We start from the raw sequence: 16685 nt of genomic DNA, 5'->3' as shown, positions 1-16685 counted from the left end.
AAACGATAGAGAATACTTTTAAAGTTGATCACCATAATATGAAGAAAGGTCCCTAAAGAATATTTCTTCAGGGACCTTTTTTATAAGTATTTTAAAAAAACAACCTTTGCACTAGCCAGATGAAACCTAAACCCACAATCACTATTGAGCTATAACGAACAATTTTCTCCGAAATCTTCTGCTTGAACAAATAAGTTAAAAGCGGTAGCAGCAAGAGAACAATAGTTAATTGAACGGCTTCAATCCCCAGATTAAAATTCACTAAGGCAACAGCAAGGTCCTTTTTAGGAATCGCCATTTCCCGTAAAAGAGTTGCAAAGCCGAGTCCATGAATTAAGCCAAATAAAAAAGTAATCGTCCAGCGGTAACGGATTTCTTTTCTAAAAATATTCTCAGCTGCTACATAACAAATACTAAAAGCAATCACCGCTTCAACAAACCTTAAAGGAAGGGTAACCACCCCTAACACCGAAAGTGTTAGCGTAATACTATGTGCAAGTGTGAATGAGGTCACAATGGCTGCGTATTGTTTAAAGGTTTGCTTCCTTAATAATAAGGCAAGCAGAAATAATAAATGATCGTAACCGGTTAAAATATGCATCATCCCTAGCTTGAAAAAAGAAAACCAGGTTAAGGTTGTGGGCAGGGCATGCGCCGTTGGTGTTGTTTTTTTCTGGATTTGATCTTGTACCGCTTGTCCACTATCGGATTGCTGCTCCTTCTGAACCTCGGTTAACAGCATTGTCCAAGTCCGGTTATCCCCTTGTAATGCCGCTTCACTTGTTTCTCCCTGATAATTTGCAGAAATTAAATTTACATAATTGGTTGCCGGGTCGTTTGCGTAGAATCCGTCATTAAAACTAATGGTTTCCCCGGGAGAAACACCCGGATACTTTAGATAAATAGATAGGAATATTTTGTTTGATTTTTTGATAATTTTCATCTTTTCTAGTTCTGGAGTCTGTTCCTTGTTGTCTTTATCCAGGGCTATTCCCTCGGTAAGCAGCTCTTCAATATGGTGCTTTTCTTGGTCAATTTCCGATTGTTGAAGAACCCAGTCTTTGTTTTTATCAATTCCTTCGATTAATTCCATAATCGATAGGGTATCAATGGAAAAAATCACATCTGTTTTATTTTGATCCATTGTTATTTGCGTATAACTAGCACTATAGGCATGTGCTTGTACGGTCATAGGGTGGTAAACACTAGATATAAACACTCCGAATAAAAAAATGGCAAGGGTAAATCTATATATGGTAGACGTCTGACCTTGTCGTTTTTTTATAAAAAAAACAGGCACATAAAAACCCCCTAAATTATTATATTAAAATAATTTCCTGAAAGTACCAAAAATCATAAAAAATCAAATTACCTTAATATAATCACATTTTACCTGCGTTTGTATACAATTAATAAAAAATTTACAAAATATTTATATAATAATTTTGATTAGTATATATCTAAAAATCCAAAAATTTTGTAGAATTAAAGAGTATTAGAATTATATTAAGGGGAGGTTAGAAAGTGGATTTTAGAAATAAATATTTTAAGCGCTGGACAAGCTCATTTCTGGCTGTTTTACTCCTAATCAGCACGTTTTTGCAAAGCGGTTTGATTAGCAGGGCACATGCTGATATGGCGGATCATGTGGTTATTTCCCAATATTATGGAGGGGGAGGTAACTCTGGGGCACCATACAACAAGGACTTTATTGAATTATACAATCCTACTGATCAGGATGTAGATCTTACAAATTGGTCTGCCCAATATGCTTCTGCAGGCGGGACGTCATGGACAGTTATTGCGCTATCAGGAACAATTAAATCGCATGGCTATTATTTGATTGCTGAAGCAGGAGGTTCAAATGGTGTTGATATTCCTACTCCAGATGTATCTGGTGGGATAGCAATGGGTGCTTCCGGTGCTAAAATTGCATTATTTAAAGATAAAACTACTGCAGCATCAGGAGCAAAACCAGCAGATACGGTTGATTTTGTGGGAGTGAATTCTACAAATGGTTTTGAAGGTTCTGCTGGAACAAAAGCTACTTCAAATACATCAAGTGCCCAACGCCGCCCATATGCAAACGTAGATCCTTCAACGGGAAAAGGTAATGCATGGGATACAGACGATAATGCAGCAGACTTTTATGTAGGGCCTGTTGCAGCACCAAGAAACACTGCAAGCCCAACCGAAGATCCTATGGTTCCACAAATTAGCTTGCAGCCAAAAGGAAATAATATTCAATTTTTACAAAATGGTAACTCTGTTAAGGTAACAGGGGCTGCAGAAGCAACTGAACCGAATTCAACTGTTAAGGTCTATGAAAGCGCCCCCAAGGGAACTGGACTTGGAACAGCTACCGCAGGGGAAGATGGAAGCTTTAATATTAGCTTTACAACTGATAAAGCCCTTGCATCCGTTTTTGTGGCTTCAACACAGACGGATCTTGCTGAGAGTGCGGCAATTGAAGTCAAAGTTGCAACACAAAGTGCATCAGTGGATCAAACCAAGCTTAGCTTCACAGTTTCCAATGGAACTGGTACATTAATCGGAAACGCAGGCAGTGCCTCTGCCAATGCAAACATTAATGTTTATTCAGATAACACTTCATCTTCAAGCGTAAAATTAAACAGCCAAGAGATTAAAGCAGGTTCATCAGGAGATTTTACAGCAACCATTAGTAACGCTCCGAACACTGTTTATGTAACACAGATCACCAATTCTGCAAAAGGAATTATGCTGGAAAGCGTTCCTGTTTCCGTAACCAAAGCAGATACATCCGTGGTTACATCCATTAAAGATGTAAGATCCTATGATTCCAATGGACAGCCTCTAAATCTAAATAAGACCTTTACAATTGAAGGTGTCGCAACTGTAGATAACCAAATTCTTGGTACGCAGAAGCAAAACTTCTACATACAAGATGCTACAGGCGGAATCAATATTTTTAGCACAAGCTATGAAACTCCTTTTAAGGTTACCAAAGGAGATAAATTAAGGGTTACTGGTAAGGTTATTGTTTACAACGGACTTTTAGAATTTGATACTACCTCCATTGATAAAATCAGTGAAGGTGAGCCAATTCCAGAACCAAAGGTTATGTCGATTGTTGACTCAACTACCTTTGCGACAGCAGAGCCGCTTGAAGGTAGCCTGGTAACCGTAACAGGAAAAGTATCTGCAACTGCAAGTACTCCTCCTAACTACAATGTAACCTTTGTAGATGAAAACAACAAAGCAACAACATTAAGGGTTATGAGTACAACAGGTATTGTGCCTGATACAGATTTAGTAACAGGTAAAAGCTACACGGTAACTGGTGTATTAGCTCAATATACTACCAATAAAACACAATTAACTTCCGGATATCAAATTTATCCACGAAATGTAAAAGATATTGCGCCAATCTTAGGGATTACGCATACAGCTTTGACAGAAGTATATGAAGATACCAATGTATTATTTGAAGCAAATGCTGATGGTGCTGAATCTGTAACTGTCTACTACAGAGAAACGGGCAAAACAGGTTATACAGCTTTGCCAATGACAAAAGGCAGTGAAAGCCGCTATACAGCAACATTAGATAAAGCAAATATCACTCAAAATGGCTTTGAGTATTATATTGAAGCAAAAGCAGGGGAACAGGTAAAAACAGCTGGTACAAGTGATAAGCCTTATACTGTTAAAGTAATTAAGGACACAGTCGGACCAGAATTCAGCGGTGAAACTCCACAAAATGGAGATAAGATTGAAACTCCTCAACCTGAAATTTCTGTTTTAATTAATGACCCTAGCGGAGTGGATGAAACTTCCGTCAAATTTACTTTTGATGGTAAGGAAATAACGGCTCCAGATGCAGCGATTAGTAAAACACAGGTTAAATATACTCCTGGTGAAGATCTTGCCCTTGGAACCCATACAGTGAAAGTCGAAGCAAAGGATGCAAAAGGAAATACAAGCTTAAAAGAATGGACGTTTGAAATCGTTCCGCGATTCACAGGCGGCCATCACTACCGTGGTACAACACATAACCATACGAACATTTCACATGATGGTGCTGGATCTCCAGAAGATGCGTTAAAGGTTGGTAAATACCACCATTATGATTGGTTTGCGTTCTCTGACCACTCCCATGATATTGATCCTGATCTGCTTGGCAAAGATACTGTTGACCACAAAGGTATGCAGGAACGTACAGGTGGAACACAGTGGCAAATGACGAAAGACCTTGCAAAGGAATATACAAAAAATGGTGAATATGTTGTCTTTCCCGCGTTTGAAATGACTTCTACTACATGGGGACACTCAAATATTTTTGGAACGGACAATTTTATCGACCGAAATATTAATGGAAAGCAATACCAAGATTTAAATCAGTACTATGCATGGGTTATGACCTATGATGATATCGTTGGTCAATTTAATCACCCTGACATGTCTGCAAATGCATTCAATAACTTCAAGCCGTACAATAAAGATGTAGATAAGTTATTTACAATGCTTGAAGTTGGTAATGGTTCTGGTCACTATGGTTATGCGAATGCTGAAGCAAAGTTCTTCTCTGCGCTGGATTTAGGTTGGCATGTTGCCCCTACTTACGGTGAAGACAACCATGAAGGAACTTGGGGTCAAACAAACCAACGTACGGTTATCGTTGCGGATGATCTTTCCCAGGATTCATTAATGCGTTCAATGCGCAATATGCGTGTGTACATGGAAGAAGATCCAAACTTCACTTTAGATGTTTTAGCAAATGGCTACTACATGGGTTCAACCGTTGACAGCAAAACGCTAAAGTTTGATATCAAAGGAAGCGACCCTGCGGCAGAAGCTCATAACAGCACAGATTACAGCTACCTTCCAACCTCTTATAAATCAGACGATAGAATTGCAAAGGTTGAACTGATTACAAGTGGCGGCAAGGTAGTGGATTCTATTGCACCAATGACAAAAGATTTTACATGGAATCCAACTTATACCGTTTCAAGCGGCCAGCAATGGTTTGTGGTAAAAGTTACACAAGCGGATGGAGAAAGAATTTATTCTGCTCCAATCTGGTCAAAGGAACAACCGGTTGATGTAAAAGTAAATGGTATTGATATCGACGGCGGTGTTGTGATCGGCGGAAACCCTTCAAAATTAACTGCAACGGTTGCCAATAATGGTACGCAGCCAATCAATGACCTTAAGGTAGATTTTTACTATGATTCAGTAGATCAGGGTCATTTCATTGGAACAAATGATATTGCATCCATTTTAAGCAAAGGTTCCTCGACTGCATCTACAACATGGACGAATCCTATAACAGGAGATCATGAGATTATTGCAGTAGTAACATCAAAAGAAGGACTGGATATTGGGGATGTTCAGTATCATTTAGCAGTAAAAATTAAGCAGCCGCTAGGCATTAAAGTGTTAATCGATGCGAAACATGGCAACGAAAACACATCAGGTGACAGCGGTTCGTATAAAGACAATTTAAAAGCATTCACATTACAGCTTCAAAAAGAAGGCTATACAGTTACTGAAAATACAGCAGCAATTACCGATGATGTATTAAGCAATGTAAAAGTTTTAGTAATGACTGCCCCAAGAACAGCACTTACAGCAGATGAACAGGCTGCAGTTGCGAAATTTGTGAAAAATGGCGGCTCATTATTGATGGCTGGTAAAAGTAACAATAGCTCTGACCCATCTATTAATAATGGTTTACTAAGCGACATTGGTACAGCAATCCGCATGGGTAACGACGGAGTCTTTGATGATAGTAAGACAGGAAACTTCTGGTCTGATCCTGCTGTAAGCCCATGGGCTGTAAGGGTTCACCCAGGTCTTGTTTCTAATTATATTACGGACCGAGTATCGTTTGTTGATTACTACAGCGGTACAAGCTTGTCAGGCCCAGATAATCAGCCGTTAACTCAAACCGGCAATGTTACGATTCTTGCAAAAGGTAATGAAACCACTTATCAAGGTAATATTAAGGGTGGCAATATGTATGATGCTGTTTCTGACAGCACAGGCGGATCGCAGATTCCATTAATCGCTTCTGATGAAATCGGCGATAACAAGGGTCGTGTGGTTGTCACTGGTATGAACTTCTTTAACGATAAGCAAATGGATGAGTCATATGAGCCAAAAGGAAATAATGAGTTAGCACTCAACGCTGTGAACTGGCTTGCACATCGCGATATTAAGGTTACGAAGATTGCCGATGTAAGAAAATTAGATGACGATCAAGAAGCAGTAATTGAAGGAACGGTAACAACCGGCGCCGGCGTATTCTTCGATGCGTTCTATGTTCAAGATGAAACTGGCGGAATCATGGCATTTAAAGAAACGCCAGACGAGACATTAAAAGCAGGGGACAAAGTTCGTATTTACGGTCACCTTAAAACCTATGAAAATAACAAAGAGTTCGAGTTTAATAGCTATGCAATGGATGTTATTAAAATTGGCAAAGGTACACCGATTGAACCAAAAGTAGTTTCAACAGGTGATGCAACTTCAGCTGAAAACCAAGGACTTCTTGTGAAGGTAACAGGTAAAGTTGTAAAACAATACGATGAGAATTCATATGTAATCAACGATGGCTCTGGTGATGTATTAGTATTTACGGATGGATATATTGTGAACCAAAGCGGTCCGGTTCCGGTTCTTCATAAAGGAGATACATTGGAAGCAGTCGGACTTTCAGGTAAGTTTGCGGAAGGTGACCGGATTCGTGTTCGTGATACGAAAGAATTAATTGGTACACTAGCAAAAGCTCCTGAGGTAACGGGTGTAGAAAACAATCATTCTTACAATCATGATGTAACCATTTCTTTCGATAAAGGAACGGCTACATTAAATGGCAAGGATTTTGTTAATGGTGCAAAAGTTTCTGAAGATGGATCCTACACACTTGTAGTAACGGATGAATATGGAAATGCAACCACCGTTATTTTTACCATTGATCAAACAGCTCCAAAAGTAACAGGAGTTAAGGACAAGGGGCTTTATAATCAAGATGTGATGATTACGTTTAATGAAGGAACCGCGACATTAAATGGGATAGCATTTGAAGGCGGCACCGTTGTTAGTGAAGAAGGAAAATACACATTAGTTGTAACGGACGAAGTAGGAAACAAAACAACTGTTGATTTCACGATTGATAAAACAGCCCCTAAGGTTAGTGGAGTTGAGGATGGATACTATAATCGTGATTTAACCATTAGCTTTGATGATGGAACCGCAACATTAAATGGTAAGGATTTTACAAGCGGCACAACGGTTTCGGCTGAGGGAGATTACACCTTGGTGGTAACGGATGATGCCAAGAATGATACAGTTGTGAACTTCACGATTGATCAAACAGCTCCAACTGTAACAGGTGTTGCAGATAATAGTTACTACAATAAGAACGTGACAATTACCTTTAATAAGGGTACAGCAACATTAAATGGGGAAGCCTTTGATAGTGGAACAAAGGTTAGTGAAGAAGGAACTTACACATTGGTAGTAAGGGACAAAGCAGGGAATGAAACAACCGTTCACTTTACGATTGATAAAACAGCTCCTGTAGTCACTGGTGTAAAAGACCAGGGTCTGTACAATCATGATGTGGCTATTGAATTTAATGAGCAAGGTGGTTTATTAAATGGGAAGTCCGTTCCTTCAGGAGTTGTTGTTTCCGAGGATGGAACCTATACATTAACTGTAACTGACCAGGCGGGGAACGTCACAACGGTTAACTTTATCGTTGACCAAACGGCGCCTGTGCTGAAGGTTGCAGTAGATAAGCCAATTCTATCTGTACCAAATAATAAATTAGAAAATATTAAGGTGAATTTGGAGTATTCGGATGCGTTATCTGGAATTGATTCTGTTGTACTGGAATCGATTATAGTTAACGAAAAGAATGCAACCGAGGACGACATTCAGGACGCGAACTATGGAACTTCAGATACAGAATTTAAATTGCGCTCTGAAAGAAACGGTACTGGTGAGGGTAGAGTTTATACGATCACCTATCTGGCAAAGGACAAAGCAGGTAATAGTACTAGAACAACTGCAACTGTTACTGTACCGAAAGGGAACCAAGGAAAGTAGATTTAATAAAGGTGAATACAAAAGAATTAGTAGAAAATGTAAGTTCCTTAAACTGTCAAGAAATAATAGCTTAAAAGAGAATGCCCTCGATTTTTAGAGGGCATTCTTTTGAGAATAATTCACCTTAATTGTAATAATTATGAGAATACTAGTGTGACTTACGTGGAAAATAGTGCTAAAATAATAGGTGACTCGAATGATGTAAGCTGGAGAGATAAAGTGAAACCTTTTACTTTTATCCGAAAAAGTCAGTCACGAACTTTACCTATAATAGTATTATAAAGGTTTATTATACTTATAATGGATTGAGTTACACGTCCTACCTGTACAGATAAGCAAAGGGTGTCCATTGCGCATTTCTTTGTTTTTTTGTTAGTAAAATTCAGGTAAATGAAAAAGATAATTGCTATACTAAATCTATAAAGGTTAAAATTATAATAGTAATTTGAATTTAATGGATAAATGGATCCTTTTTATGAATATTTAATTTTGAGGGTCGTTATTTTTTATAGTGAGGTGTTTTTTATGACGATTTTAGTTACTGGAGGAGCGGGATATATAGGAAGTCACGCTGCTGTTGAACTTTTGGAAAATGGATACGATATTGTAATTCTGGACAATTTGTCAAACAGTCAAAGGGAATCAATCAATCGTATTAAAGAACTGACAGGAAGAGATTTTCCTTTTTGTGAAGTTGACATTTTGGATCGCGATGCTCTAGATCGTCTATTTAGCCAGTACAATTTTGATGCAGTTATGCATTTTGCTGGGTTAAAGGCTGTTGGAGAATCAGTCGAAATTCCATTAAAGTATTACAATAATAATATAGTCGGCACAATTAATTTATGTGAAACAATGGCCAAACATAATGTGAAGAAACTAGTTTTTAGCTCTTCAGCCACAGTCTATGGGGACCCAGAGAGTGTACCAATCGATGAATCTGCTCGTTTGAATGCAACCAACCCATATGGACGGACTAAATTAATGATCGAAGAGATTCTAAGGGATTTAAATGTTTCTGATTCTACCTGGAGAATTGCTTTATTGCGTTACTTTAACCCGATCGGTGCACATGAGAGCGGTAGAATTGGAGAAAACCCAAGTGGGATTCCGAATAATTTAATGCCATATATTTCACAGGTTGCAGTAGGAAAAAGAGAAAGGCTTTCCGTATTCGGTAATGATTATGAAACGCACGATGGCACAGGGGTCAGAGATTATATCCATGTGGTTGATCTTGTAAAGGGTCATTTGAAGGCTCTACAATACTTAGATCACAATGAAGGAATCGAAACCTTCAATTTAGGTACAGGGACCGGATACAGTGTTCTAGATATCGTGAATACTTTTAAAGAAGTTACTGCCCAAGAGATTCCATATTCAATAGTTGAACGACGTCCAGGAGATATTGGGGTTTGTTATGCCAATCCTGAAAAAGCAGAAAAAGTACTTGGTTGGGCAGCAGAAAAAGACTTAAAAGAAATGTGTCGAGATACGTGGAATTGGCAATCGAAAAATCCGAATGGGTATGAATGATGCTTTATTCATCTTTAGAATAGATGATTATTAATTAAGTTAAATTAATACAACTAAATCAAAATTAGGGTGTTCCAAATTAATTGTTTTGGGGCGCCCTTTTTTACTGCCGTTTTTGTCCACCTTCGTATTGATTCTGAGCAAACTATACTAATATATGGATATTTTTGATAAATTATAGTGTAAAGAGACTATTAAAAGGCTGGGGCTTTTCCACGATTCAAGAGGAATGGCCCAGCAACTGCCTATCATTATTGATTATCTGCGAAAAAAGGGGTACACCTTACAGATTTATAATCCGAAACATCATATTGTGATGAATTTTTTGGGGAATAAAAAGTTTTAAAACGAAATGGACCACTTGAAGTATATACTCTAATATGGTAAATAGTAAAAGAGCCATTATTAAGAGATGAATAATATTCAATGAAATTCTAAGGAAGTGAAAATAATAATGATTCTTGTTGTAGGAGGAGCAGGTTACATTGGCAGTCATCTTGTAAAGGAATTAGTTGAAAAAGAAGAGGTTGTGGTCCTTGATAATCTTTCTACAGGCCATCGTGAAGCGGTTGATCAACGGGCTATTTTTGTAGAAGGAGACCTCGGTAATGAGCAGGACTTACAAAAGGTTTTTTCAAACTATCCAATCCAAGCGGTCATGCATTTTGCTGCCAATAGCCTTGTGGGCGAATCCGTTGTAGATCCCTTAAAATACTATCAAAATAACGTGGCGTCCACTTTAACATTGCTAAAAGTGATGAAGGAAACTAACGTTAATAAATTTATCTTCTCTTCCACCGCCGCCACTTATGGAATACCGAATGTAGAGATTATTCACGAGTCAACCCAAACAAAACCGATCAATCCTTACGGCCATTCCAAATTAATGATTGAACAAATTTTAGCGGATTTTGCTAAAGCTTACGGCTTCCAATACATTGTTCTTCGATATTTTAACGCTGCTGGCGCACACGAATCAGCTGTTATTGGTGAAAGCCATGATCCGGAAACACATTTGATTCCAATTATCCTTCAGCATCTATTAGGACAGCGCGATAAAATTTCCGTTTTTGGTTCTGATTATGATACGAAGGACGGTACTTGCATTCGTGATTACATTCATGTCACTGATTTAGCAAGTGCTCATATTCTTGCACTCCAAGCATTGTTAACTGAAAAGAAATCAGCAGAGATTTATAATTTAGGTAACGGCCTAGGCTATTCAGTAAATGAGGTTATTGGAACCTGTGAAAATGTAACTGGAGTAAAAGCCAATGTTGAAATGGCCGATCGCAGGGCAGGAGATCCGGCAAGACTAGTCGCTTCTTCCCAGAAAATTTTCTCTGAACTTGGATGGAAAGCCGAACGGGATTTAAAGAAAATAATTGCAGATGCCTGGAAATGGCATCAAACCCAGCGATATTAATATGAAAGGGTCCCCCAAAAATTATTTTGGGAGACCCTATTTGTTTTTGATTTCATAAAAGATTTTTGGAAAAGGTATTTAAATATACCAATTTGTAAGGAGAATGGACTATTTTTAGTGATGATGCTTTAGTTTGGTTTTATTGAATGGTAATTTCGACCATAGAAGTGAGGGTTCTATTCATATTATAATATAATTATTTAGGAATGAATCATTGCCATTTGGGAAGAATGAGAACTCAATATTAATAAAATATAGCTTGCTTGATATAGAAGAAGGAAACAAAGGGAGAGTGATGATGTGAGTAAGATTAAAATTGCTGTCATTGGAAGTTGTGTTAGCAGAGACGGCTTTAATTCCGAATTCATAGAGAATTATAAAGATTATTACCAATGTGTATTGACTCAAAATCATATGTCGATGCTTTCACTTGTATCAGACCCAGTTCCTTTTATTCCTAAAAATTTGGATGGGAATATTACAGATTTTAATAAGCAAATTTTAATAACGGAATTAACCAAAGGTGTTTGGGATTCTTTAAAAATCCAGGAACCTGACTACTTGATACTTGATTTTTATGCAGATGTTTATTTTGGTATTAGAAAAGTTGGCAACAGTTGTATAACGGATAAGACCTGGCTGTTTAAGGAATCTCCGCTTTTCCATACACTTGATTTAAAGGATACCATAAAAATTAACAAGAATTATGAGGAATTCATTAGAGTATGGAGAAATTCCATTGATGAGTTTATGAGAATCATGGAGAAAGAATTTCCTTCTATAAAAATTATCGTTAATAAAGTCCATTTTACTGATTTTTATATTCCTAAAAATGGCGGGGAGTTAATAAGGATCAGCGAAACCGGAAAGTATAAAAAAATTGATGTGGACCAAATCAATCAGTGGCTAGATGAATTTTATCAATATTTCGAAGACCATTATGATGTTGAATTTATTGAATATGATAAAGAGTATTACTCATATGAAGAACATAAATGGGATTATTTTTATGTGCATTATACCAATGATTTTTATGAAGATTTTACATCCAAATTGATTAGCATCATCTTAGATGATTTATATAATGCAAAACAAAAAGAAAAATCAGTGTATGTTACCGATTTGCCGAAGAATAACCTTATTAGAAATTCTACTTTTAATATGGGGAATTCCTTTTGGTCTTATTGGCAGGATGATTTTAAAATTGAAAAGCCTGAAAGGGATTGTCCTTCTTCCCATATATTATCCATTAATTGTCAGGGGCATAAAAAAGACTCGAATCGACAGGTTTGGTCACATCCGATTGAAATTAATGCCAAAGGAAATGAAACATTTACCGTTTCTTTTGATTTGAAAATTCATAATTTGGAACAAGTCGACAGTCTTAAAGTTGTTTTTTCATTAAGGACATTTAATAAAGTTGAGAAAGTATTGCAAAAGGATTGTGTCTGGTATAAAAATATAAAATTTGAGGATATAGAAAACCTGGCAGAGAATAAGTGGTTTAGATGTTCCTATACCTTTAAGCCTAGTAAAGGTAAATTTCTAAAGGTAGCACCTTATTTAATCAGAAACGGAAATTTGTCCTGGAGAAATATTAAGCTTGAAAAAGGAGAACAAGCAACAGAATGGATCCCTTCTTTTAAGTACGCTTCAAATGGATAGAAAACGAAAGTGAAAAAACCAGGTTATGCCTGGTTTTTTTTGTATGGATAAATTCAAATATTTATTTTTTAATGCACCAGTTTTACTAATATGTTTAAAAAATGACAATGCCGACATTTTTGTAGTGTGTAGAAAAAATGTGTGTTATAATCGTCTCTGTTAAAAAACTGTGACAGTCAAAGAGAAACAATCTGCATTTCATTAGTTGAAATGGGTTAAATTAGAAGGTACTAAGGGAAAATTTAATAAATCATCACAGTGTTTTTTTTATTTTCAGCAATTTTTAAGGGAGCTGTTAATTTGATGAATAGAAAGATTATAAAGAGAAAAATCAAGTTTATTATAGAACCGATTTATAATTACTTCAAAAAAACAAACCATCGTAGAACAACACAATATACCCGCTTTTATGAAGATTTAGATGTGATTAACAATACGGTTCTTTACGAGAGCAGAGATGGGAAGAGTTTAACAGATAGCCCTTATGCAATCTTTAAATATCTTTTAAGTAACCCAGAATATAAAGATTATAAACATATTTGGTCTGTAGACAGCTTTGAGGATTTAGACAGTGTTATCAGCCAATATAAAGATCGGGAAAATGTAACCTTTGTCAAACGCAATTCTGAAGAGTACCTCAAATCTTTGGCCACAAGCAAATATTTAATTAATAATTCTACATTCCAGTCTTTTTTCATCCCTAAAAAGGAACAAGTGTATATCAATACTTGGCATGGAACACCGCTTAAGAACATGGGATTTGACATCCCAGGAAACCCTGCCCATTCACAGAATGTTGTGCGGAACTTTCTTAGTGCCGATTACTTGTTGAGTCCGAATGAGCATACAACAGATATGTTTATCGATAGTTATAAGCTTGATGGTTTGTACAGTGGAGAAATCATTGAAGAAGGCTATCCAAGAATCGACCTTACCTATCATACCGATGCAAGTGCCTTCCAATCTCAATTATCCAGATTGGACTTAAATATTGATCAGCAGAAGCAGACGATTCTCTATGCACCTACATGGAAGGGGAAGAATGTCTCAAGTGCAAAAAATGACATGTATCAAATCATAGCTGATATGAACTATTTAAAGCAGCAGGTAGGTAAAGAGTACAATATCTTAATCAAGGTACACCCGTTTTTATATGGACAGGCTCGAAAGTTTACTGAGGTTAAGGATATCTTAATTCCGGATTTTGTGGATACAAATGAACTGTTAAGCACTGTTGACATTTTAATAACCGATTACTCAAGTATCTTCTTCGATTATTTAGTGACCAATAAGCCGATTTTATTCTATGTCTGGGACTATGATGATTATAATCAGCAAAGGGGCCGCTATCTATCCGATGAAGAATTACCGGGGCCGACACTGTTTACCATCCAGGGAGTGGCTCAAACGATTCAAAATATTGGACAAACAAGCGACAAGTATAAGGATGTATACAAACAGAATCAAAAAAGGTTTACGAACCATGATGATGGAAATGTGACAAAAAGAATTGTGGAGTATATTTTTATGAAGAAGAATACTCCTTTAAAGGTCATCAAGAATTTAGATACGAAGAAAAAGAAGATTCTTATTTATCCTGGGGGTATGGCGAATAATGGGATTACCTCTTCTTTTATCAATTTAATGGATAATATCGACTTTGATCAGTATGATGTTAGTATTTTTACCAAATCTCCAAATTCAAAAGAGGTTTTGAATAATATTTCGAAGGTGAATAAAAAAGCTAGATTCCTTTTCCGGCATGGACTGCCTGACTACGGCCTTTTTGAAAAATACCGGGATAAGTTAGTGCATAATCGTGGTGCACATACTTCTTTAACGAAAAAAGCGTATCCGGAAGAGGCTTATCGAAGAGAGTTTAAACGCTACTTTGGCCGCTCAAATTTTGATTACGCGATTGACTTTAGCGGTTACAGTTTGTTTTGGGCCAAGTATATCCTTGTTTCTGATGCGAAGAAAAAAATCTGTTATATGCACAATGATATTTTATCCGACAGCGAGAGAACGATTAATGGGAAGAGGCCGCACCGGATTAATTTAAGAGGGTTGTTTTCCGTTTATAATCAGTTTGATAAGCTTGTAAGTGTGTCGGTAGGAACGATGGAATTGAATAAAAAGAACTTAATTGAATATGCGGATGAATCGAAATTTGACTTCATTATGAACTCTATTAACCCGCAAAAGATTTTAACCTTAAGTAATGAAGGTAATGAAGACCAACACGACCAAGCTTCAGAGAATTTGGAGGATGATGACACACTTGAGAGTAATGTAACCTTTAAGGGCCGCGCTATAATCAATAATCCGAAAGATCATTTTATCTGGAACCGTCCTCCTATGCTTAAAGGTGCCCAAAAGATGGATCCAGCCGGAAATTTCGTAAATCAAGAGGTAAACATTATCCGTGAAGCACGTACAGATACGAATGTTTATTATAAATTTACCTTCGGGGATCGTATTGTCGGATGGATGGATCAGGAGTGCTTTGAACTTCTTCCTGACAGTATTATAACTGAGAACAAGGTGAATAAAACGGCAATTATTAAACATGTCCGCCGGAATCATATTTGGAATCAACCCTATATGACGGAAGGAATTGAAAAGGTATCTGCAAGTAAAGACTATAAAGGAATTTTGGTTGATGTGGATTTAGAGGCAAGAACACAGCATGGCTTCTACAGCAGATTTTCAATCAACGGTGTTGTGATTGGCTGGATTGATTCTTCGGCACTGGCCAACGTTACCGAATATGACATGAATGATAGTTCAAGCTCCGAGAGGTCTTTTCGTAAATGGTCGAACCACCGGAATTATAAAGAATTTATTGAGCAATTAGAAAATAGAACCTTAGAGGAAAAATCTTTGAATTCACTTGCAACGATTTCTAATCCAGCTGATTTTGTGGTTTGGAACAAACCGTACCCAAATGTTGGATATAAAAAGGTTATGGATGCCAGCGAATTGTCTGGTGCAATAGCCTTTGTGACAAAAAGCAATCGAACAGCAAAAGGAACGTTTTATCAATTTTCGATTGATGGAAAACAAATCGGCTGGCTGGATGTAAATGCATTTACACTTATTGATAAACCTGTTGTAATTTCAGAAACAGCCGTCAAATATGTTGCTGAAATTAAACGATCATCCGAAGATGTCGTATTAACCTCTGTTGAAAATCGCGAGGAGGTAAAGGATTTTCAACAATATGATGGTAAAACTGTAACGGTTGACATAGAAGCAAAAAGCCAGGATGGGGTTTACTGTCATTTCATTTATGAAGATGAATCAATTGGCTGGATAAAGAAGCGAGCTTTACATGTTAAGGAGACGCTAGGAATCAAAACAGCTAGAGGATTTATTCCAGAACCAACAAAAGAAAACTATAATTTCATTAATATGGGCAGATTGTCACCAGAAAAAGCCCAGGATAACCTGATTAAAGCATTTAGCGAATTCCATAAAGGCTTTAAAAACGCTAAGCTTTACATTTTAGGCGAAGGTCCATTACGAAATGATTTGGAAAAATTAATTGATCAGCTTCAATTAGAAGACTCTGTATATCTCGTAGGACAATTAGATAACCCATTTAAATTAATGAAAAAATGTGATTGCTTTGTTCTTTCTTCCCATTACGAGGGACAACCGATGGTATTATTAGAAGCAATGACCCTTGGTATGAAAATTATTGCCACTGATATCGTCGCTAATCGAACCGTACTCGAGCAAGGTAGATATGGCTTATTAGTGGAAAATAGTGTGGAAGGTCTGGCTAACGGCTTAGAGCAATTGGCGAAAAATGAGTTGAAAGTTCTGCCTGACCCGTTCTTCCCTGAAGAATACAATAAAAAAGCCATGGATACTTTCTATAAGGTGTTTGAATAATCATACATGAACCAATTTGTGAGAAGAACGATTACCCCATCTCGTTTAGTTTTTACAAAAAGGA

At 37.0% G+C, this 16685-nt stretch carries 6 protein-coding genes; 5 read left to right on the top strand and 1 reads right to left on the bottom strand.

Translation table 11 applies throughout. From position 1 onward, the window contains the following. Window positions 1-91: 91 nt before the first annotated feature. A complete protein-coding gene (locus RCG21_RS29320; protein WP_308914063.1) occupies window positions 92-1300 on the bottom strand; it encodes a HupE/UreJ family protein in 1209 nt (402 codons plus the stop codon). Between the two features lie 224 nt (window positions 1301-1524). Between RCG21_RS29320 and RCG21_RS29315 the strand changes: the two genes are divergently transcribed. The 5 genes from RCG21_RS29315 to RCG21_RS29295 all read left to right on the top strand — a co-directional run bounded on the left by RCG21_RS29315 (window position 1525) and on the right by RCG21_RS29295 (window position 16621). After that, window positions 1525-8094 (top strand): lamin tail domain-containing protein, encoded by a 6570-nt coding sequence (locus RCG21_RS29315; RefSeq protein WP_308914062.1) that lies wholly within the window; start codon window positions 1525-1527, stop codon window positions 8092-8094. Between the two features lie 525 nt (window positions 8095-8619). Beyond that, a complete protein-coding gene (galE, locus tag RCG21_RS29310; protein ID WP_133333912.1) occupies window positions 8620-9630 on the top strand; it encodes a UDP-glucose 4-epimerase GalE in 1011 nt (336 codons plus the stop codon). Window positions 9631-10084: 454 nt separating this feature from the next. Next, window positions 10085-11056, top strand: coding sequence for a UDP-glucose 4-epimerase GalE (gene galE, locus RCG21_RS29305; protein WP_308914061.1), 972 nt, complete (start codon window positions 10085-10087; stop codon window positions 11054-11056). A gap of 300 nt (window positions 11057-11356) precedes the next feature. Then, a complete protein-coding gene (locus tag RCG21_RS29300) occupies window positions 11357-12721 on the top strand; it encodes a DUF6270 domain-containing protein (protein ID WP_308914060.1) in 1365 nt (454 codons plus the stop codon). Window positions 12722-13024: 303 nt separating this feature from the next. Continuing rightward, window positions 13025-16621, top strand: a complete 3597-nt coding sequence (locus RCG21_RS29295) for a CDP-glycerol glycerophosphotransferase family protein (RefSeq protein ID WP_308914059.1) — start codon at window positions 13025-13027, stop codon at window positions 16619-16621. Window positions 16622-16685 lie beyond the last annotated feature (64 nt).

This window comes from Bacillus salipaludis, from assembly GCF_030938565.1.
GTDB classification, from domain to species: domain Bacteria; phylum Bacillota; class Bacilli; order Bacillales; family Cytobacillaceae; genus Neobacillus; species Neobacillus salipaludis_A.
The sequence above is the reverse complement of the archived record's forward strand: the minus strand, read 5'-3'. Positions and strand labels throughout refer to the sequence as shown.